Source organism: Paraflavitalea devenefica (assembly GCF_011759375.1).
GTDB classification, from domain to species: domain Bacteria; phylum Bacteroidota; class Bacteroidia; order Chitinophagales; family Chitinophagaceae; genus Paraflavitalea; species Paraflavitalea devenefica.
The window spans coordinates 354,560-374,393 of sequence record NZ_JAARML010000006.1 but is presented as its reverse complement, the minus strand read 5'-3'; the positions used below and the strand labels follow the sequence as shown (position 1 = coordinate 374,393).

Below are 19,834 nucleotides of genomic sequence, written 5' to 3'. Positions count from 1 at the left end.
AAAATTAATCGTTGACGAATCCGTCATCAATATAGAATTTTTCTCCAAACCCCTGCCCTCCGAAATACATGAACGTTAAAATCATATGATCTTTGGATAAGATTGGTCACTTTCTTTGTTTGTACTACAAGAATTCTATGACCTGTTTCACCACTTTGTTATCACGGTAGATCGCTCTATGGCCCAACCCTTGTGTAATCACAAACGAAACCTGCGGATGCTGATCATCACGCACTTTCAGCGCATCCGCCAGCGGCGTCAGCTCATCCTGCTCATCATGCAGCCACAATACCTGGGCCTGCACTTGCTGCATGGCGCGGCGGATAGAAAAATGAGCAGGCCATACGCCCGACAGGTCAAAGATGAGTTGATCAAAGGCGGTTCGTACTGTGGGGCGTAGATCGAGGAACCGGAAAAAAGAGTCAATGGCCGAAGTGGTCTCGGTAGCAGGGGCAATCAGGGCTACGCGGGTGTCGGCTGTATGCGGGATGGTTTCGATAAAATGTACGAGGGCCAGTCCGCCGAAGGAGTGCGCCATAAAACTTTGTATAGGACCGTATCGCTGGTTAATCTCCTGCAGGGTGCGTACATACAAAGGCAGGTTGATCTGTTTGCCGCCGGAGTTACCATGGGCAGGTGCGTCAAAGGCGAGTACTTCGTATCCCTTGCGGATAAGAGGCGTAATATAGCGGTCGAAATTTTTGGAGGAAGATTCAAAGCCATGAACGATCAGTGCTTTCCGGGGCTGCGGATGGTTCCAGCGGTGCCCGCGGATGGTAATTCCTTCCAGCGTGAAGGACAATGCTTCGCCCTGGTCGAAAATGGCAGGGGGTTGTTTGCGCGACCGGCGCAGCGGCGTGCAGAACAATTCGAAGGCCTTCACCGCTGCCCGCCTCGGAGAGACCAGAGAAATCATATTGAGCCTCGCCCGGAGATAATTAACAACCAGTTGCTGTGCAAACTTCATGGGAAGGCAAGATAGAATAAGTTTTCCTTAGCTTGCGTCCCAAATCAAGATCATGCGCATCGTCATCATCGGCACAGGCAATGTAGCAACGGTTCTGGGCCGTACCATCACGGCAGCAGGCCATGAAGTGGTACAGGTGTACGGACGTGCAGCCACACACGCAAGAACATTGGCAGCGCAGTTACAGGCCGGCTATACCACCCGTATGGAAGAACTGGACACCAGTGCAGACCTCTACCTCATTGCCGTGGCAGATGCGGCGATTGCCGCAGTAGCAGCTTCTCTGCCCGTAAAGGATAAACTGGTAGTACATACAGCTGGATCCGTATCCGCAGAAGTGCTGAAACCAGTAAGTGCACGGTATGGCATCTTATATCCTTTACAAAGCTTACGCAAAGAAATGCCCCAATTGCCCGTGATCCCTTTGCTCATCAATGCCAATACGGAAGAAGATCTTTCCCTGCTGCAGACTGTAGCCAACAGCCTTTCCCCGCAGGTGCAGGTGGCCAGTGATGAACAGCGTCTGAAATTACATGTAGCAGCGGTCATGGTGAGCAACTTTACCAATCACTTGTATACATTGGCGGCGCAGTATTGTGCAGCGGAGAGAGCTAGCTTTCAACTATTGCATCCATTGATAAAGGAAGTAGCAGAGCGATTGCAATACCTGTCGCCTCGCGATGCACAGACCGGCCCTGCCATACGGCACGACACACCGACCATTCAGAAACACCTCGAACTACTGGAAGCCCATGGCGAGTTGAAGGAACTATACGCCTGGTTCACGAAAAGCATCCAGCAGTAAGCTCGCTATTCATCATCGATTAAAGGCAAAGGAAAAACAAGAAGATACAAGTAATCATGAACCCCGGCATAGGAGGAATCAAAAAGTAGCAGCCTCTTACCAACAGGCATCCACTCCAAAGGCAAAGAAAGTGACAAGCTCACGCCTGCCGTTTCTTCTTCCGCACCGGCTTGAGCGGTGGATACTCTCCTAAGTAACGTTCCTTAATAATATTCATATGATGCGCCACATGGCCGGCACATACAAAGCCGAGACCGGCCACGCTGATTTGATTGTTATTGGCAGTACCGGTGGCCAGCAACTGGTCTTCATCGAGGGCGGTAAAGAACAGTTCATTGGCGGCGCGCAGGGCGAGGAACTCATCTACCAGGTCGCTCCAGCTACGTTTGGGCGCCTTGGCGGTAATGGCCCATACATTCTCATCGAAGCCGGGCAGGGGTGCGCCGTCTTTGCGGGCAAAATGCAGGGCGCGGAAGGTGAACACCCTTTCGGCATCTACGATGTGCTGCAACATTTCCTTGAGCGACCACTTGCCTTCGGCATAGGCATAATTGATCTTCTTCTTGGGAATATTCTTTAGTAGCTTGCGGAAACGCCTGGTATTCTTCCGCAGGGCTTCTTCCAGATTGTTCTCGGAGATGGCATTCACATATCGTTTAAAAGATTCAGGCACCGTAGTGGCAACTTCCTTCCGGCTGATCATAAGCAGGTTATTTAGCTAAAGCTATTAAAAAGTGTTGACATATGGAAAGGCCCCTAACAGGCCGCAGCCCCAAAGCCAGTGATTAGTGTGTAGTGAGTAAAAAAGCCAACGAGTAAAAGCAAGAAGATACCAACAATCAAGAACCCCAGCATAGGAGGAATCAAAAAGTACCAGCCCTTTACCAACAACCATCCATTCCAAAGCATAAAAGCCAGCAATTAGTCAGCAAAGTAATACCTGGGGTGGCGTGGGTGGCAAACCGGCCGGAGGCATTCGGGTTTGCCTTGACTTTTTGGTTCTTTTTTGTCAAGAAAAAAGAACAGAAAAAGCCCCGCACGCAGTGCGAACAAAGCAAAAGAAAAAACAAAGCAAAAGCAAATAAAAAGCGCCTGTCTTATCAGACAGACGCTTCTAATAAATTTAATGAATTGCTTTATCCCTTCTTGTTCTGCAACACAGGCTTCGCCGCCTTCTTCTTCACCACTGTCTTCGGCTGCAACGTAGCCGCGATCTTAGCCGCCTCATACACATTGATCACCCCACCGGTCTTACTGATATCCGACAGGTTCACTTCATCATCTGTACCAGGCTTATTCACCTTCTCGCCGGGCGACTGCGCCGATTTCTCCAGGCAGTACTTCACTTGCTCGGGGGTGAGGTAGGGGAAATATTCCAGCAGGAAAGCGGCGGCGCCGGCTACTACCGGGGAGGCCATGCTGGTACCCTGGGCGTTGCCATACGTAGTGGTGCCGGGGATCGTGGAATAGATGCGTACGCCGGGGGCGAATACGTCTACTTCTTTCTTGCCATAATTGGAGAAGGAAGCGGTAATGCCACCTGCTTTGGGGTCGCCGCTGGCGCCTACCGTGATCCAGTTCGTAGCCTTGCCTTTCACGCCCCGGTATACCGGGTTGGGGAAATTATCGGCAGTGTCTACATTCTTGGCGTCATTACCGGCAGCGTGTACCAGCAATACGCCCTTGCTGTCGGCATAGCGAACGGCTTCATCCACCCATTTCTTCTGGGGAGAGAAATCCTTGCCAAAGCTCATATTGATCACCTTGGCGCCATTGTCTACCGCATAGCGGATAGCCAGGGCAATATCTTTATCGTGCTCATCGCCGTCGGGCACGGCGCGGATCATCATGATCTTTACATTATCGGCCACGCCGTCCATGCCCTTGCCATTATTGCGCACGGCGCCGATAATACCGGCTACGTGGGTACCGTGGAAGGGGGTAGAGGCCATCACATCGTTGTTGCCGTAATACTTGTCGGTAATATCATTTTCATTATCGCCTACCACTTCGGCGCGGTAAGGAGGGGGTACCTTATCCTTGGCTTCTGCCTTCTTTTCTTCACCGGCTACGAACTCATCGAAATCGCCGATCAGTTCTTTATTCGTCTGGTCCATGCGCTGGTTGGCGCGGAACAGGTACAGGATATTGGCACGGGCAGCCTTATCTACTTCGGTGGCGGTGCTCATCGTATCAAGGTCATTACCGGTATACGTACCCTTCTTCAGGGCCACCTGCAAAATACTGTCGCCTTGCTTGGCGCCTTTCAGCAGGCGTTTCAGCATATAGAGGTCGAGTTGTGGTTCTCCGTTATGGCCTTCGATCCGGGCCTTGGCTTTCACCCACATATTATATTCTTCCAGCTCATCGCCTTTCAGCGTGGCGGGATTGATCATTTTGCCATCGTATTTGGGTTTCAGCAGGTGGTATACACGGGCGCCTTCATAAGAGTCCTGCTTCAGGTTGCGGCCGTCTTTATTACCGATAAAATTCCAGCCATACACATCGTCTACATAGCCATTGCCATCATCATCGATGCCATTGCCGGGGATCTCTTTGGGATTCTTCCACAGCACTTCTTTCAGGTCTTCATGCAGGGTATCAACGCCGGAGTCAATAACGGCGACCACCACTGTTTTTCCTTTCAGCTTCTTCAGCTTGATGAATTCATAGGCTTTATCTACACTGATGCCATAATAACCGTCTTTGGCTTTGTCCAGCAAATGCCAGCCTTTGGGTAATTCGTCGGATTGTGCATGCTCATCCTGTTGCGCCTGCGCGATAAATCCTGTCAACACAAGGGCGACAGCCAGCCCTGTAACTTTTACCGGTTTGATCATTGTCATTGATTTACTTACTCTCAGATGTTTTTGTAACACGATACGTTTGTTGCAAAGCCGCAAATATCTTCTTTTTTACTATTCATTAACGTTAATATTTGGAAAAAGCCAGCCCGTTTTCTCCTGCCTGGCGCTAAGTCAGGTTGCCTTTCATCAGCCCGCCGCACCAAAGAACCCGAAACCCCAAACCCGAAACCCGAAACTTCCCGGCCAGGTTTCCAAAATATAAAAAGAAGGCCACTCATGCGATAAGATTACATGAGTGGCCCTATGAATACTTCGTAAGGAGTTTATTGCCTTTCCAGTTTCAGTTCCACCCGCCGGTTCTTATTGCGCCCGTCTTCGGTCGTATTGGGGGCAATGGGGTTGGCCTGTCCATGGCCTGTGGCGTTCAACCGGCTGGCCGCTATACCCTTATCGGTCAGGTATTTTTGCACCGCATCGGCGCGTTTTTGCGACAGTAGCAGGTTGGTGGCGGCTTGTCCCGTATTATCGGTATAGCCGTCAATCACCAGGCGCAGGGAAGGTTCTTTCTGCAGGATGGCGGTTACCTCGTCCAGCGCTTTGTAAGAGCTGGCGGCCAGCTTATCGCTTCCCTTCGTAAAGAGGATATTGCGGGCGGCATAATTCACCTTTTCGATCACTTCCTGCTGGATAACAGGCGGCACCGGGCAGCCATTATTTTCACGTTTACCCGATTCGGTGGGACATTTGTCTGCCGAGTCGATCACACCATCTCCATCGGTGTCCGGTTCAGGTTTGGGCAGCGGACAACCATTATTGGAGGCAGGGCCTGCTTCATTCGGACATTTATCGTCGGGATCATTCACACCGTCTTTATCCGTATCGGGGATGGGGCAGCCCTTATAGGCGACTACACCGGCCACATCGGCACACTTGTCTACATTATCGGGAATTCCATCCCCATCTTTATCCGGGCAGCCTTTGGAAAGGGCGGTACCGGGCAGGGTGGGGCAGCCATCTTCTGCATCGGGAATACCATCTTTATCCCTGTCTTTGGGCTTTTTGGGGGCCAGGGCGGGACCTTTATTGAGCCAGAAGCCTACCGAAGCGCCAATCACTTTGTGTTTAAACGTGGCGTCATAATCGGGCTGGAAGAAATTCCCCAGTCCCTGGCTGAAAAAGCCGGAGAGGATCACACCGCCCAGCTCAAAACCGGCGCGGCCATTAATGCCATAATCGAAGGTTTTGGCCTTATTTGTGGCTTTACCCACCTCGAGATCATCTTCTGTTTTATCAAACTTAAGGACAGAATCCCCAACGGCTACCACCGTTTCCTGGCTGCTTTTGCCATTGTAAAACAAACTGATATAAGGGCCTGCGCTCAAAAAGAACTTGCTTTTCTTGCCCAGGGGCAGCTTTAAGGTCAGGTTCAGGGGAAGATCAATATAATTCGTAAAGAAATTCGATTTCACGGAAAGCGTGTCGGTCTGGATCACTGTGGTATCATTGAACCGCTGGTATTTCCGGCCCTTCGACATATAGAAAAGTCCTGGCTGAAGATATAACCGGCCGGAGGCGTCGAGGGGAATCTCTGCCAGGAAACCGGCATTAAAACCGCCCCGGTTGGCGTAGAAGGGTTCTACATCGGTTGTCCACCCGGGCAAACTATTGGTTTCTTTCACCGAGGAGGAGTGGGGGCCGCCCAGGATAGCCACCCTGAGTTGGGCAAAACCAGTACCCGCAACCACCAGTAAGCACAGCAGCGTAATCAATTTTTTCATAAACGACATTAGATTTCCAACAACTATTAACGAATTGGACGACAAAAAAGTATAGGGGAAAAGTATCCAGTCGCCAGCCTCTGGCTGGTGACGCCTATTTCAAAGCCTCTGGCTTTGCTGCTATCGAAGCAAAAGCCCACTCGCCATTTACCACTTATATTCCCCGCAGAGTCTCCCGAAGGGGACTCTGCGGCTTCCGATCCGGGCTATCCAAGCAAAAGCCCACTCGCCACTCGCCATTTACCACTCGCTATCTACAAATCAAACTTAATCCCCTGTGCCAGTGGCAATTGAGCCGAATAATTGATCGTATTCGTCTGCCTCCGCATATACGCCTTCCACGCATCGCTGCCGCTTTCGCGTCCACCGCCGGTTTCTTTCTCCCCGCCAAAAGCGCCGCCGATCTCAGCGCCGGAAGTGCCGATATTCACATTGGCGATGCCGCAATCGCTGCCGGCAGCCGAAAGGAACTGTTCCGCCTCCCGCAGGTTGAGGGTCATAATAGCGGAGGAAAGCCCCTGGGGCACCCCGTTCTGGATAGCAATGGCTTCATGGAGCGTCTTATACTTCAGCAGGTACAAAATGGGGGCAAACGTTTCATGCTGCACAATGGCAAAACCCGGTTGCGCTTCGGCAATACAGGGTTTCACATAACAACCGCTTTCATAACCATTCCCTTCCAGTACGCCGCCTTCCACAATGAATTGGCCGCCTTCTTTCTTACAGGCTTCAATGGAGGCTGAGTAGAGGCGCACAGCGTCTTTATCAATCAGCGGACCTACATGGTTCTTCTCATCCAGCGGGTCGCCGATGCTCAGTTGTTGGTAGGCGCCCACCAGTTTATTCTTGACCGTATCGTATACGTCTTCCTGGATGATCAGGCGGCGGGTAGTAGTGCAGCGTTGCCCGGCAGTACCTACCGCCCCGAAAATAGCGCCCCGGACGGCAATGTCCAGGTCGGCATCTTTGGAAATAATAATCGCATTATTACCGCCCAGTTCCAGCAGGGCCTTCCCAAGGCGCGCGCCTACGGCAGCCCCTACGGCCTTGCCCATACGGGTGGAGCCGGTGGCAGATACCAGTGGTATGCGGGTATCGGCGGCCATCCATTCCCCGGCATCGCGGTTACCCACGATCAGTCCGCACACACCTTCCGGTACATTATTTTTAGCGAATACTTCGGCTACAATATGCTGACAGGCTACCGCGCACAACGGTGTCTTTTCAGAAGGCTTCCACACGCATACATTGCCGCATACCCAGGCCAGCATCGTATTCCAGCTCCACACGGCTACGGGGAAATTGAAGGCGGAAATAATGCCCACAATACCCAGTGGATGCCATTGCTCATACATGCGGTGGGCCGGGCGCTCACTGTGCATCGTGAGGCCATGCAACTGGCGGGAGAGTCCTACGGCGAAATCACAGATATCGATCATCTCCTGTACTTCTCCATAACCCTCCTGCAGGCTCTTGCCCATTTCATAAGACACCAGTTTGCCCAGCGGCTCTTTATATTGCCGGAGGGCTTCCCCGATCTGGCGCACGATCTCGCCTCTCTTGGGGGCAGGCCATTGCCGCCAGGCCAGGAACGCTTCCTGTGCCTTGGCAATAACGGCTTCATAACTGGCAGCGTCAGCAGTTTGCACCGTGCCAATCAGTTTCCCATCTACCGGAGAATAAGATTCAATAGCCTTTCCGGAGCTATTGATCCAGGTGGCGCCGGTAGACACCCCGGCATTATTACCTTGTATTTTGAGCGAAGCAAGAAAATCCATACGTTCTTTTGTTAAGACGGCAAAAGTACGGAATCTGTATTCACTCGCCAGCGTCCCGCTGGTGAGGGGTATTTACAAGCCTCCGGCTTGTTCTTGCAAGCCGGAGGCTTGCCAATAGCCTCACTCGCCGGAGGCGAGCGAGTGTTATCAAAATGTAAAACTCAACCGCGCAAAATAATGCCGTCCCCCAAAATTCATCTGCACCGAATCCCACAGCCCGCCTTCTTCCGTATTCTCCTGGTCCTGCTCATCGGGGTATACATTAAACAGGTTGTCCACACCCACATAAAGGCCCACATTCCTCGAAAAACGATAACCCACCGTCAGGTCGGTTGTGATCTTCGGGTCATACACATTGGGCAGGTCATCATAGCCCAGCAGGGTCACTTCACCAAAACGTACCAGGCGGGCAGTAGCGCTGAACTTGTTGGTGCTATAATCCACCGTAAGGTTCATCTTGCTTTTGGGCGCAGAAGCGATAATGAAAGAGCGTTCCCGCGCGCTGAGGTAATTCTCTTCCTTGCCCACCAACTTGGGACTCGTATGAATGTCTTCAATAGTTAGCTTATTAAAATTGGCGGCGAAGGAAGTATTCAACCGGCCATCGCCCAGCGGCGCGCTGTGCGTGACGATCACATCCAGGCCGATATTGCGCGAGTCAATCGCATTTGTAAAGAAATTGGCGGCGCCTACATTCAGGGCGGCCAGGTCGGAGCCGATATCAGGATCATCCTGGTCGAACGTGCCGGTCAGTACAATGCGGTCTTTCACATTGATCAGGTAACCGTCTACCGTGATCGTAAGGCCGTTCACGGGTTTGGCCGTGAAACCGGCGCTCAGGTTCACCGACTTCTCTTCGGTGAGTGGCGGTATACCCAGTGTGCGGGTCACTGTGCTGAGGTTATTGGCCAGCAGGATCTCAATGGGCACGCCTTGTTCAAAATTGGTATAGATCGTATTGAAATAAGTCTGTTGCAGGGAAGGCGCGCGGAAGCCGGTGCTCACGGAAGCGCGCAGGTTAAAGCCGGGCGCTACCTTGATGCGGGTGGCCAGCTTACCATTCAGGGTGCCGCCAAAATCGCTGTACTTTTCATAGCGCACAGCGCCTGACACCAATAAGGCCTTCGTCACATCCAGTTCCACATCTGCATAACTGCCAAAATTGGTGCGACTGGCATTCACTTCATTCCTGGGCTGGAAACCGGGGAAGCCCTGTGAGCCGGCCGGCCTTTGCAACACATCATACTTCACGATCCGGTTATCGATCAGGGTATCGATCACGCCATAATTTTGCCAGGAGCCTTCTTCGCCGGCGAAAATAGCATAGCGGTCGGTGCGGTATTCAGCGCCGAACGCTACGTTGAGGCCTTCGGCCACATCAAAAGGTTTGGAGAAAGTAATGCCCGTGGTATTCTGGGAGAACCAGAAGCCACCGGCATCGAAATGTGTGGGCGACTTGGCCAGCAGGGTAGCATTCAGCGTGCCATCCACATAATAGTGCATCTTATTCTTGCCGTACGTATTATTCAGGTCAATATTCCAGCCGTTGTGTACCGTGCGTACGCCTACGGAAATGGAATTATCATCAATAGCCGATTGAATACGCGGGTCAAATCCATTGGGATAGATCTCCTTCACATTCCGGTCATCATCCGGGTCGCGCGACCAGGCATAGGCATCCGTAAAGCGATGGGTATAGCCCCCGAAAGCATACACGGAAGTATTTTCCGAAACAGGTATCTCACTATTGAAGAGGGCGCTGTAGTTTTCAGCAGAAGCATCGCCAAACTCACGGCGATACGTAACGGCGCCGGGAGGCGGCACCCGGTTGGTCTTGGCATTCGTGAGGTAATCGGCGGTGAAATTGATAAACCCTTTCTCACCGATGCGGGTACCATAATTGGCATTGAGCTGGAAGCTCTCCCCATCATAATTCCGGTCGCGGCGGTACTTCTTGGCATCATATACCCCCGTATTGATATTGGCAGAGAATTCATTCACGGACGACTTCAGGATCACGTTCACCACGCCGGCAATGGCATCAGAGCCATATTGGGCAGAGGCGCCATCGCGCAGTACTTCCACCCGTTCAATGGCGGCAGCAGGGATGGCGTTCAGGTCGGTGCCCGTATTACCGCGGCCCCTCGTGCCAAAGAGGTTGATGAGCGACGATTGATGCCTTCTTTTCCCGTTGATCAGTACCAGGGTCTGGTCAGGGCCGAGGCCACGGATCGTGGCCGGGTCAATATGGTCGGCGCCGTCGGAGCCCGATTGCTTATTGGCATTGAAAGAGGGGGTGGCAAACTGCAGCATATTATTCACATCGAACCGGCCGGTTTGACGGGCAATGCTTTTAATATCGATCACGTCAATGGGTACCGGCGTTTCGGTGGCGGTGCGGCCCAGCCGGCGGCTGCCCACGATCGTTATCTCCTGCAGGTTGCCCGATTGGGGCGATAGTTCGATAGCCAGTGTTGCCTGGTCGCCCACCGTTACTTCAGAAACGGCATAACCGATGTAGCGGACAACAAGTATATCTCCTTTTTGAATACTGATGGTGAAAGTGCCGGTAGCGGAGGAAGTGGTTCCCTGGTTGGTTCCTTTGATCGTGATGGAGGCGCCCGGGAGGGGCTCTTTGGTCTTGGCGTCTTTAATAGTTCCGGAAACAGTTTGCTGTGCGTATAGCAGGTAAGAACTGGCGATCAGCGCCAGCAACAGGAGCGGTTTTCTCATAAAAAGTCTTGTTGGTTATATTGTAATTTAACGCATTTAACCGACAAAGCCATGAGCCCCCTCTTAGTTGTCATGAACCCGCAAGGGTGAAACGCCCCTTTCTTAATTGTCATTTCGAGCCCTGCCATACGTCCTTGCCTGTTCAGCGTGTATACAGGGCGAGAAATCTGCTTGCGAAGCAAACGCACTGCCGACTGCCGGTTCTCCTAATATTGCTCCTGCTCATTGGGAAAATCCCTGTCTTTCACATCCTTGATATAATGCTTCACCGCACCGGTTACCTGTTCATGCAGGTTGAGGTATTGACGCAGGAAACGGGGCTTGAATTCGGTATTAATACCAAGCAGGTCGTGCATCACCAGCACCTGCCCGTCGCAATGCCTGCCGGCGCCGATGCCGATCGTAGGAATGGCAATGCTTTCCGATACTTCTTTGGCCAGCTGGGCAGGGATCTTTTCCAGCACCATGGCAAAGCAGCCGGACTCCTGCAGCAGTTTGGCATCGCTGCGCAGCTTATTGGCTTCGGCTTCTTCTTTGGCCCGCACCGTATACGTGCCGAACTTATAAATAGACTGAGGAGTTAATCCGAGGTGTCCCATCACAGGAATACCGGCAGCAAGGATACGTTTGATCGACTCAACGATCTCTTCACCACCCTCCAGCTTTACGGCATGGGCGCCGGTTTCTTTCATAATGCGGATGGCCGATGCCAGCGCTTCCTTGGAATTGCCCTGGTAGGTGCCGAAGGGGAGGTCTACTACCACCAGGGAACGTTCCACCCCCCTGATCACTGAAGAAGCATGGTAGATCATCTGGTCCAGCGTAATGGGCAGCGTGGTCTCATGGCCCGCCATCACATTGGAGGCAGAGTCGCCAACCAGGATCACATCTATACCGGCAGCATCGAATAACCTGGCAAAAGAATAATCATAGGCCGTGATCATGGATATCTTTTCGCCTACCGACTTCATTTTTTGCAGGGTATTGGTCGTGATCCGCTTTACTTCTTTATTAACCGACATACGGGGTGCGTTTTATTAAGCGGGCGGAAAGGTATGAAAGTTTCGGGTTTCGTGTTTGGAGTTTTGGGTTGTTGCTGCACTTTGGGAAATTTTGTATGCTTTAAACGGGCTGATCACCGGAGTTGCCCTGGCGATAGCAGCTATTTTAAAAAGAAGTAAGTTGTTACATCCAAAGAACCCGAAACACAAAACCCGAAACCCGAAACCCGAAACCCGGAATCACACCGTCGGCAGTTTTTGTTTCAGCTTCAGCTCTTCATACAAGTACTGTATCAACCCATCCGCCAGACCGATCTTGGGCACATAGATCTCCGTGATATTGGCCCAGCGCATCACGTTGATATAGATCTGCAGGGCAGGAACGATCACATCGGCCCGGTCTTCGCGCAGCTTATACAAGCGCATCCTGTCCTCCAGCGAAAAGCTGCTGAACTCCTTATAATAATCCTTCAGCAGTTCCAGTTGCAGGGGCTTGCCTTCCTTACGTTTGGAGATAGAAAATACCTTATTGATATTACCACCCGAGCCAATGGCGACAATATCATTGTCATGGCCGCGGGTCTCGCGTTTGATCACATCTTTCATTTCCTCCCAGTGCCAGTCATCTACCTGCTGTTTCAGCAGGCGGATGGTGCCGATATTGAAAGAGCGCTTGAACACCGGCTTGCCATCCGCAAAGAAAGTGAGTTCGGTGCTGCCACCGCCTACATCAATATACAGGTAGGCGTGGTCGGTGTCCATATTTTCGGCAACATGGTTCTCGTAAATCAGGGAGGCTTCTGCATCGCCGGTGATCACCTCGATGTCAATACCGGTTTCGTCTTTTACCCGTTGCAGGATAGCGCGTGCATTGGATGCATCGCGCATGGCCGAAGTGGCGGCGGCTTTTACGTGTTGTACCTCATAGGCGTCCAGCAGGTGGCGGTAAGCCTTGAGGGTATTCATGATCATGGCCACTTTTTCGGGCGATATCTCCTGTTGTTCAAATACATCAAAACCCAGTCGCAGGGGCACCCGGATGAGGTTGATCTTCTGGAACACCGGTTTGCCATTACCCTGTATGGTTACATCGGATATCAGCAATCTCGCCGCATTACTGCCTATATCAATAGCCGCCAGTCTCATGAATTAGTATGGTATAAATGTCCGGCCCGCATCAGGTAGCAGTCACTACCACCGGTTCGGCAGGCGGGTGTACAATACCCAATACCGAACTGGTTTTCTGATGCAGGTAATTATAGATCTCTACCTGCGACCTGACCTTCTTCTGTTTTCTGTCGCGCACATACCGGTTGGTCAGATCATTATCCAAAATTCTGGCTTTTACATTATCACTCAATTGAATTTCCAGTATATTTTTCAACACTTTCTTAATATTCTCATCCATGATGGGGCAGGTAGCCTCTACACGGTGATCAAGATTGCGCACCATCCAGTCGGCCGATGAGATAAATACCTTTTCCTCTCCATTATTGTGGAAGATGAATACCCGTGCATGTTCCAGGAACTCATCAATAATGCTGAGGGCCCGCACAGGATGCTTGAACTTCTTATTTTCTGAGTATAGACAGAAAATACCCCGGATGATGAGTTTGATCTCCACACCCACCCGCGCCGCTTCATACAGGCGCATAATAAGTTCCTCGTCCGACAGGGAATTCATCTTAAGCGTAATGGCGGCTGGTATGCCTGCCCGGGCATTGCGTATTTCCTTATTGATGAGCTTATGCAGTTCACGGCGCAGACTGATAGGGCAGGGGATCAGTGTTTTACAGGCCTTCAGGAACCTGGCGCCGTCCTTGGGTTTCTCCAGGTAATTAAACAGGCGGTTCACATCGGCCATAATAAAGCGGTCGGCAGTGAGCAAACAATGATCGCCATACAGCGAAGCTGTTTTCTCATTCAGGTTACCCGTGCTTACAAAACCATAATGGATCGTATGATTATTCTGCCGCTTCTTGATCAGGCAGATCTTGGCATGCACCTTCATATTGGGAATACCGATCACCACCTTCACGCCTTCCAATTCCAGGCGCTCCTTCCATTCCAGGTTATTCTCCTCATCAAAACGGGCCCGCAGTTCCAGCATCACCGTCACATGTTTGCCATTACGTACCGCATTGATCAGGGCATTGATCACCTTGGAATTCGAGGCCAGCCGGTAAGCGGTGATCTTAATGGAAGTAACATCCGGGTCAATGGCCGCTTCGCGCAACAAGTCTATCACCGGACTGAAAGAGTGATAGGGGAAATTCAGCATAATATCCGTTTGCAATATCGTATCCGTTACCCGCATCGTATTCTTCAGCAGGGGATGCAGGAAGGGTTTCTTCCGCTGCCCCCTGCGCTGGAACACATCCGGGAAGTCCATAAAGTGCCGGAAATTATGGATGCGCCCGCCGGGTATCACACTTTCCTTCCGGGAAATATTCAGCTTGCGGATCAGGTAGGCCAGCAGCCCATCATCCATTTCCTTATCGTATACAAAGCGCACAGGTTTGCCCTTACGCCGGTTCTTAAGGCCCTTTTCTATCTTTTGGATCAGGGAGGTGGAGAGGTCGGTATCCAGGTCAAGCTCCGCATCTTTGGTCACCTTAAACACCCACGACTGGTACCGGTCATACCCGAAATAGGCAAAAATGCTTTTCAGGTTAAAGCGGACCACATCTTCCAGCAGGATAATATGGTGCTCGCCATCCGGGGAAGGCAGCTTGATAAAGCGGCCGATCGCTTTGGAAGGCACCTCAATAATCGCATACTTGCGCCGGAGGGTGGCATCCTTACGGGAAAGCACCACACCGAGGTAAATGGATTTATCGCGGAGATAGGGGAATTGGGGAATACTTTCCACCATCAGGGGAATGATATTGGAGCGCACCTCTTCCTCAAAATAGGTATGCACAAACTTCTGCTGGTCTTTATTCAACTGCCGTTCATTCACCAGGTAGATCTTCTCCCGCGCCAGGTCCTTGCGAATGGTTTCCCAGATCTGGTTAAATTCGGCCTGTTGTTCCAGTACGATCTGTTGGATCTGGTCCAGGATGCGGTCAGGCGCCTGCTCCAGGTGCATATTCCGGAGCTTGCTGCCCATTTCGGTCATGCGTTTCAGGGTGGCTACGCGCACCCGGAAGAACTCGTCCATATTATTGGAAAAGATGCCTAAAAACTTGATGCGCTCCCGCAGCGGCACGCTGGGGTCGGCGGCTTCCTGCAATACCCGGGCATTGAACGATAACCAACTGATATCCCTTGCTATGGTCTTTCTTTTCATTAGTGTCATTTAAACGTAGCTTTTGCCAAAGGTGTTGCAGGCAAAAACAACTTTAAATTAAGGAATTATTAATTCATTAGACTGTTTTTCATGGACTTGTGGGCTGACAAAATATCTTATTGTCATTTTTATTAATAATAAAAAAATATTATGTTTGTAAAGCGCCCGGCATTAATCGTAAAAATTGGTCTAATTTTATGAGTACAATTAGTATCAGGTTATATGATATTTTCAGGAAGAACCTGAAATTACAGGAAGCAGAAGCGAAGGAACTGGTAGAAGTCATCCAGAATGTAGTGGAGGAAAAACAGGCAGATAAACATAAACACTTGGAGCAAATGGTGCAGAAGGATATAAAGCTGTTAAATGAGCATATGGACCTGGAGTTTGGGCATATGAAGGCATACATTGCCAAGGAATTTGCACATTTGGATTTCAAATTTGCTACAAAAGAAGATCTTTCCAGCACACGGGTAGAGATCGTAAGGTGGATGTTTATTTTCTGGGTTGGGCAAATAGCTGCTACATTTGGATTTATCCTGCTCTTTTTAAAGAAATAATCTGACTCGTAATCCCCTGATTTTGACTTATTCTCCCGAAATTCACACTGTGGACAACCTTTCTCGCAAAAACCTTGATTTTCTTTTTCTTTATTCGATGCTAATTCCTACCTTTGCCGTCCTAAATTTTTGAAGTCATGGCAAGAGTATGTCAGGTAACAGGTAAAGTTCCAGTGTCTGGGCACCGCGTTTCCCACTCAAATATCAAATCAAAGCGCCGTTTTCTGCCCAATCTGCAGACTAAACGTTTCTTTTTGGCTGAAGAAGACAAATGGATTACCCTGAAACTGTCTACTGAAGGTATCCGTACCATCAACAAGCGCGGACTGATCAGTGTGGTTAAGGAGTTGAGGGCCAAAGGCGAGAAAATTTAATTAGTTAGTAAACACCGTCAAAGTCTATAACAATGGCAAAGAAAGGAAACAGAGTACAGGTAATCCTGGAGTGCACTGAGCACAAAACCAGTGGTAAGCCCGGTACCAGCCGCTATATCACTACCAAGAACAAGAAGAACAATCCGGAGCGCCTGGAACTGAAAAAATTCAACGCGATCCTCAAAAAGGTAACCGTTCACAAGGAAATCAAGTAATTTGAAAATAGGGTAATGTGCTAATTCGAAAATGATTAGTACTGTACTCAATTTCAAATGCTCAAATTCGCTAATTTTCAAATTGATTATATATGGCAAAGTCAGCTAAAACCGCGATCAAGAAGGACCCCAAACTGGCTGCTGAAGCAAAGAACTGGACCAAAGTGATCCGTGCTGTGCGCAGCCCCAAATCAGGTGCATATACTTTTAAAGAAGCTATCGTGCACAAGGATAAGGTGAAAGAATACTTAGCTCAAAAGTAAGTTGGATAAGTAAGTACAATATTAAAAGCTGTTCTGTACCGGAACAGCTTTTTGTATTTCTCATATTCTGTATGCTGGATTCTGAATTCTGTATTCTTAAATTGCACTATGGGCCTGTTCAATAAATTATTCGGCAAAAAAGAGAAGGAAACACTCGACCAGGGGCTGGAGAAAACCAAGACCGGTTTTCTGTCAAAACTGACCAAAGCCATTGCCGGTAAAAGTTCGGTAGATGATGAAGTACTGGATAACCTCGAAGAAGCGCTCGTAAGCGCCGATGTGGGTATCGAAACCACCGTACAGATCATTGAGCGCATTGAAAAACGGGTGGCGAAGGACAAGTACCTCAACACCAGCGAACTGAACAACATATTGCAGCAGGAAATAGAGAACATACTGGTGGAAGCACCGGAAGCCGACGCCTATACCTTCGAATCTACCCTGCCGGCCAAACCCTTTGTGATCCTCGTGGTAGGCGTGAATGGTGTGGGCAAGACCACCACCATCGGCAAACTGGCCTATAACTTCAAGAAAGCCGGTAAATCGGTGTTACTGGGCGCCGCCGATACCTTCCGGGCTGCCGCGGTAGACCAGTTGACCATCTGGAGTGAGCGGGTAGGAGTACCGATTGTAAAGCAGGGCATGGGCGCTGATCCGGCTTCTGTGGCTTTTGATACTGTACAAAGTGGGGTATCGAAAGGATCTGATGTAGTCATCATTGATACGGCCGGCCGGCTGCACAACAAGGCGCACCTGATGGATGAACTGAGCAAGATCAAACGCGTAATACAAAAGCATATCCCCGAAGCACCCCATGAAGTATTGCTGGTGCTGGATGGCTCTACCGGGCAGAATGCCCTGGAGCAGGCCAAACAGTTTACAGCCGCTACCGATGTAACGGCGCTGGCCATTACCAAACTCGACGGTACGGCCAAAGGCGGCGTGGTGCTGGCCATTGCCAACCAGTTTAAAATACCGGTCAAGTTCATTGGCATGGGGGAGAAGATGGAAGACCTGCTGGTCTTTGACAAGCACGAGTTTGTAGACAGCTTGTTTAATCTGGAGAAGAGTTAGGCTTCGCGGCCACTCGCCACGAACTGTATAGCATATAAAGGAAAAGGGTGGGTCGCCTTCCAAAGGCGGCTCACCCTTTTGCTTTATAAGGAAAGGTTGAAAACTTAGAACGTAAAGCGGAAAGCAAGGCCCGCCCAGAAGTCGAAATCAGTATCCGGGGTAAGGGCAAAGACCGGGTTCAGGTCGAACGATACATTGATCGGGGCGCCGGTAAACTTGTAATCCAGGCCCAGGGTTCCACGAAGGGCAAACAACACATCATCACCATAATCATCATCAGTAGGGAAGAAAAGCAGAGCGCCACCGCCAACATACCATTTCAGGCCGGAAGCGCCAGTGATATCACCATGCCAGTCGTACAAACCTTCCACCCCCAGATGGCCTCTTTCAAACAGCAGGGAGGCTTCCAGCGCGCCTTTACTGTTCAGGAAATGTTTGAGGTTGATGCCACCGGTAGTACCATCGCCAAAATAGGCTTTGGCGCCGAGGGCAGTTCTGTAAGTGGGGCCGGTTGATTGGGAAAAGGCTGTTTGCGTGAGGGAGAGCAAACAGATCATAGCTACTGCAATAATGGTTATTTTCTTCATGCTGTTCATTTTACAGCAGGTTGTTATAAATATTGTGCCAAATGTTCCCCAACTCGCAGTTTCGGGGTCAAAATACCGGTTTCCCGGTAGTGTAATGCCCTGTATATAAGTTACTAATGCACAGAAGGGCTGTCAGTTGGCAACTAGGTGTTCTTAATTGCATAATTCCGGCATATCCTCAGTACCTTTGCAGGCTATATTATTATGAAAACGAGGTCACTAAAAAAAGATAAGGTCAATATTATTACCCTGGGCTGTAGCAAGAATATGGTAGACAGTGAGGTGCTGAGCGGCCAGTTAAAGGCCAATGATATTGACGTAGTGCATGAGAACGCCCGCCTTGACCACAACATCGTAGTGGTGAATACCTGCGGCTTTATCGACAAGGCCAAAGAAGAATCCATCAATACCATTTTAGACCAGGTAGACCTGAAACGCAAGGGAAAGCTGGACAAAGTATACGTAACCGGCTGCCTGAGCGAACGTTACCGCAACAACCTGGAGCAGGAGATACCCGAAGTGGATGCCTATTTCGGCACCATGGAGCTGCCCCTGATCCTGAAACAATTCGAGGCTGATTACAAGGCCGAATTACTGGGTGAGCGCCTGCTGGCTACGCCCAGGCATTATGCCTACCTGAAGATATCAGAAGGCTGTAACCGTACCTGTTCTTTTTGCGCCATTCCCCTCATGCGGGGCGCGCATGTGAGCAGGCCCATCGAGCAATTGGTGCAGGAGGCAGAACGCCTGGTTCAGATGGGCGTGAAGGAGATCATGCTCATCGCCCAGGAGCTTACCTATTATGGCCTCGACATCTATAAAAAACGCATGCTGGCCGACCTGCTCCACAAACTGGCCGATGTAAAAGGACTGCACTGGATCAGGTTGCACTATGCATACCCTTCCAAATTCCCGCTGGAAATACTGGATGTGATGCGCGAACGCGACAACATCTGTAATTACCTCGATATGCCTTTGCAGCATGCCAGCGATCCCATGCTGAAAGCCATGCGCCGCCAGATCACCAAGGGCGAAATGGATGAGCTGATTGTTGCCATCCGGGAAAAAGTGCCGGGCATTTGCCTGCGTACCACGCTCATCACCGGCTTCCCGGGCGAAACAGCCCAGGATGTGGAAGACGTAAAAGACTTCCTGCGGCAGCACCGCTTCGACCGCGTGGGCATCTTCACTTACTCACACGAAGAAGGTACCTCCGCCCATACACTGGAAGATGATATTCCCCAGGAAGAAAAAGAAAGCCGGGCGCAGGAGATCATGGAAGTGCAGCAGGAGATCAGCTATGAGAAGAACCAGGAAAAGATCGGGCAAACATTCAAGGTACTAATTGATAAAAAAGAATCGGGCCGCTACCTGGGCCGTACAGAGTTCGATAGCGTGGAAGTAGACAATGAAGTGATCATTAACAGTACCAAACGGTTAACCCCCGGCGAATTTGTGAACGTAAAGATCACCAAGGCCTATGACTATGACCTGGAAGGGGAAGTGGTATAACGGTTTCGGGTTTCGAGTGCTAAGTTTCGGGTTGCTACCGCTGTTCAAGCTGGTTGCTTAACTTAAGCAGCCTGAGAGAACAGCCATT

Annotated in this window: 17 protein-coding genes; 7 read left to right on the top strand and 10 right to left on the bottom strand. The window is 50.5% G+C overall.

Annotated features, from left to right (window positions below; all coding sequences use genetic code 11):
- Nucleotides 1-124: 124 nt before the first annotated feature.
- The gene (locus HB364_RS28965; protein ID WP_167291916.1) at nt 125-967 is read right to left on the bottom strand and encodes an alpha/beta hydrolase; all 843 of its coding nucleotides are present in this window, start codon (nt 965-967) and stop codon (nt 125-127) included.
- A gap of 52 nt (nt 968-1,019) precedes the next feature.
- Between HB364_RS28965 and HB364_RS28960 the strand changes: the two genes are divergently transcribed.
- A complete protein-coding gene (locus tag HB364_RS28960; protein ID WP_167291915.1) occupies nt 1,020-1,772 on the top strand; it encodes a Rossmann-like and DUF2520 domain-containing protein in 753 nt (250 codons plus the stop codon).
- Nucleotides 1,773-1,911: 139 nt separating this feature from the next.
- Here HB364_RS28960 and HB364_RS28955 read toward each other — a convergent pair whose 3' ends face one another.
- The 8 genes from HB364_RS28955 to ppk1 all read right to left on the bottom strand — a co-directional run bounded on the left by HB364_RS28955 (nt 1,912) and on the right by ppk1 (nt 15,161).
- Nucleotides 1,912-2,475 (bottom strand): DinB family protein, encoded by a 564-nt coding sequence (locus tag HB364_RS28955; protein WP_167291914.1) that lies wholly within the window; start codon nt 2,473-2,475, stop codon nt 1,912-1,914.
- Nucleotides 2,476-2,908: 433 nt separating this feature from the next.
- Nucleotides 2,909-4,612, bottom strand: a complete 1,704-nt coding sequence (locus HB364_RS28950; protein ID WP_167291913.1) for a S8 family peptidase — start codon at nt 4,610-4,612, stop codon at nt 2,909-2,911.
- 290 nt (nt 4,613-4,902) lie between these two features.
- Nucleotides 4,903-6,357 (bottom strand): OmpA family protein, encoded by a 1,455-nt coding sequence (locus tag HB364_RS28945; RefSeq protein WP_167291912.1) that lies wholly within the window; start codon nt 6,355-6,357, stop codon nt 4,903-4,905.
- Nucleotides 6,358-6,611: 254 nt separating this feature from the next.
- Complete coding sequence (gene amaB / locus HB364_RS28940; protein ID WP_167291911.1) at nt 6,612-8,135, bottom strand: L-piperidine-6-carboxylate dehydrogenase; 1,524 nt, start codon at nt 8,133-8,135, stop codon at nt 6,612-6,614.
- Between the two features lie 147 nt (nt 8,136-8,282).
- Nucleotides 8,283-10,868, bottom strand: coding sequence for a TonB-dependent receptor (locus HB364_RS28935; RefSeq protein ID WP_167291910.1), 2,586 nt, complete (start codon nt 10,866-10,868; stop codon nt 8,283-8,285).
- A 206-nt stretch (nt 10,869-11,074) separates the two neighbouring features.
- Entirely contained in the window at nt 11,075-11,890 is an 816-nt protein-coding gene (gene panB / locus HB364_RS28930; RefSeq protein WP_167291909.1) for a 3-methyl-2-oxobutanoate hydroxymethyltransferase, read from the bottom strand.
- A gap of 219 nt (nt 11,891-12,109) precedes the next feature.
- Nucleotides 12,110-13,015 (bottom strand): Ppx/GppA phosphatase family protein, encoded by a 906-nt coding sequence (locus tag HB364_RS28925; protein WP_167291908.1) that lies wholly within the window; start codon nt 13,013-13,015, stop codon nt 12,110-12,112.
- Nucleotides 13,016-13,046: 31 nt separating this feature from the next.
- Nucleotides 13,047-15,161: a polyphosphate kinase 1 gene (gene ppk1 / locus HB364_RS28920; protein ID WP_167291907.1), complete on the bottom strand. Its 2,115-nt coding sequence runs from the start codon at nt 15,159-15,161 to the stop codon at nt 13,047-13,049.
- A gap of 197 nt (nt 15,162-15,358) precedes the next feature.
- Between ppk1 and HB364_RS28915 the strand changes: the two genes are divergently transcribed.
- The 5 genes from HB364_RS28915 to ftsY all read left to right on the top strand — a co-directional run bounded on the left by HB364_RS28915 (nt 15,359) and on the right by ftsY (nt 17,647).
- Nucleotides 15,359-15,721: a hypothetical protein gene (locus tag HB364_RS28915; protein ID WP_167291906.1), complete on the top strand. Its 363-nt coding sequence runs from the start codon at nt 15,359-15,361 to the stop codon at nt 15,719-15,721.
- 137 nt (nt 15,722-15,858) lie between these two features.
- A complete protein-coding gene (gene rpmB, locus HB364_RS28910; RefSeq protein WP_167291905.1) occupies nt 15,859-16,095 on the top strand; it encodes a 50S ribosomal protein L28 in 237 nt (78 codons plus the stop codon).
- A 32-nt stretch (nt 16,096-16,127) separates the two neighbouring features.
- On the top strand, nt 16,128-16,310 hold the full coding sequence (rpmG, locus tag HB364_RS28905) for a 50S ribosomal protein L33 (RefSeq protein ID WP_167291904.1): 183 nt from the start codon (nt 16,128-16,130) through the stop codon (nt 16,308-16,310).
- A gap of 92 nt (nt 16,311-16,402) precedes the next feature.
- On the top strand, nt 16,403-16,573 hold the full coding sequence (locus HB364_RS28900) for a DUF4295 family protein (RefSeq protein ID WP_167291903.1): 171 nt from the start codon (nt 16,403-16,405) through the stop codon (nt 16,571-16,573).
- Between the two features lie 108 nt (nt 16,574-16,681).
- The gene (ftsY, locus tag HB364_RS28895; RefSeq protein ID WP_167291902.1) at nt 16,682-17,647 is read left to right on the top strand and encodes a signal recognition particle-docking protein FtsY; all 966 of its coding nucleotides are present in this window, start codon (nt 16,682-16,684) and stop codon (nt 17,645-17,647) included.
- A 104-nt stretch (nt 17,648-17,751) separates the two neighbouring features.
- Here ftsY and HB364_RS28890 read toward each other — a convergent pair whose 3' ends face one another.
- Entirely contained in the window at nt 17,752-18,234 is a 483-nt protein-coding gene (locus tag HB364_RS28890) for a hypothetical protein (RefSeq protein WP_167291901.1), read from the bottom strand.
- A gap of 204 nt (nt 18,235-18,438) precedes the next feature.
- On the opposite strand from HB364_RS28890, the gene rimO reads away from it, so the two are divergent.
- Nucleotides 18,439-19,746 carry a 30S ribosomal protein S12 methylthiotransferase RimO gene (gene rimO, locus HB364_RS28885; protein ID WP_167291900.1) on the top strand — a complete coding sequence of 436 codons (1,308 nt, stop codon included), beginning with the start codon at nt 18,439-18,441 and terminating at the stop codon, nt 19,744-19,746.
- Nucleotides 19,747-19,834 lie beyond the last annotated feature (88 nt).

Excerpts from the sequence above, each read along its gene's own strand:
- HB364_RS28900 (WP_167291903.1), top strand. The coding sequence starts at position 16,403 with ATGGCAAAGTCAGCTAAAACCGCGATCAAGAAGGACCCCAAACTGGCT.
- HB364_RS28965 (WP_167291916.1), bottom strand. The coding sequence starts at position 967 with ATGAAGTTTGCACAGCAACTGGTTGTTAATTATCTCCGGGCGAGGCTC.
- HB364_RS28950 (WP_167291913.1), bottom strand. The coding sequence starts at position 4,612 with ATGATCAAACCGGTAAAAGTTACAGGGCTGGCTGTCGCCCTTGTGTTG.
- rimO (WP_167291900.1), top strand. The coding sequence starts at position 18,439 with ATGAAAACGAGGTCACTAAAAAAAGATAAGGTCAATATTATTACCCTG.
- ppk1 (WP_167291907.1), bottom strand. The coding sequence starts at position 15,161 with ATGAAAAGAAAGACCATAGCAAGGGATATCAGTTGGTTATCGTTCAAT.
- HB364_RS28890 (WP_167291901.1), bottom strand. The coding sequence starts at position 18,234 with ATGAAGAAAATAACCATTATTGCAGTAGCTATGATCTGTTTGCTCTCC.
- amaB (WP_167291911.1), bottom strand. The coding sequence starts at position 8,135 with ATGGATTTTCTTGCTTCGCTCAAAATACAAGGTAATAATGCCGGGGTG.
- HB364_RS28935 (WP_167291910.1), bottom strand. The coding sequence starts at position 10,868 with ATGAGAAAACCGCTCCTGTTGCTGGCGCTGATCGCCAGTTCTTACCTG.
- ftsY (WP_167291902.1), top strand. The coding sequence starts at position 16,682 with ATGGGCCTGTTCAATAAATTATTCGGCAAAAAAGAGAAGGAAACACTC.
- panB (WP_167291909.1), bottom strand. The coding sequence starts at position 11,890 with ATGTCGGTTAATAAAGAAGTAAAGCGGATCACGACCAATACCCTGCAA.
- HB364_RS28955 (WP_167291914.1), bottom strand. The coding sequence starts at position 2,475 with ATGATCAGCCGGAAGGAAGTTGCCACTACGGTGCCTGAATCTTTTAAA.
- HB364_RS28960 (WP_167291915.1), top strand. The coding sequence starts at position 1,020 with ATGCGCATCGTCATCATCGGCACAGGCAATGTAGCAACGGTTCTGGGC.
- rpmG (WP_167291904.1), top strand. The coding sequence starts at position 16,128 with ATGGCAAAGAAAGGAAACAGAGTACAGGTAATCCTGGAGTGCACTGAG.
- HB364_RS28945 (WP_167291912.1), bottom strand. The coding sequence starts at position 6,357 with ATGAAAAAATTGATTACGCTGCTGTGCTTACTGGTGGTTGCGGGTACT.
- HB364_RS28925 (WP_167291908.1), bottom strand. The coding sequence starts at position 13,015 with ATGAGACTGGCGGCTATTGATATAGGCAGTAATGCGGCGAGATTGCTG.
- HB364_RS28915 (WP_167291906.1), top strand. The coding sequence starts at position 15,359 with ATGAGTACAATTAGTATCAGGTTATATGATATTTTCAGGAAGAACCTG.
- rpmB (WP_167291905.1), top strand. The coding sequence starts at position 15,859 with ATGGCAAGAGTATGTCAGGTAACAGGTAAAGTTCCAGTGTCTGGGCAC.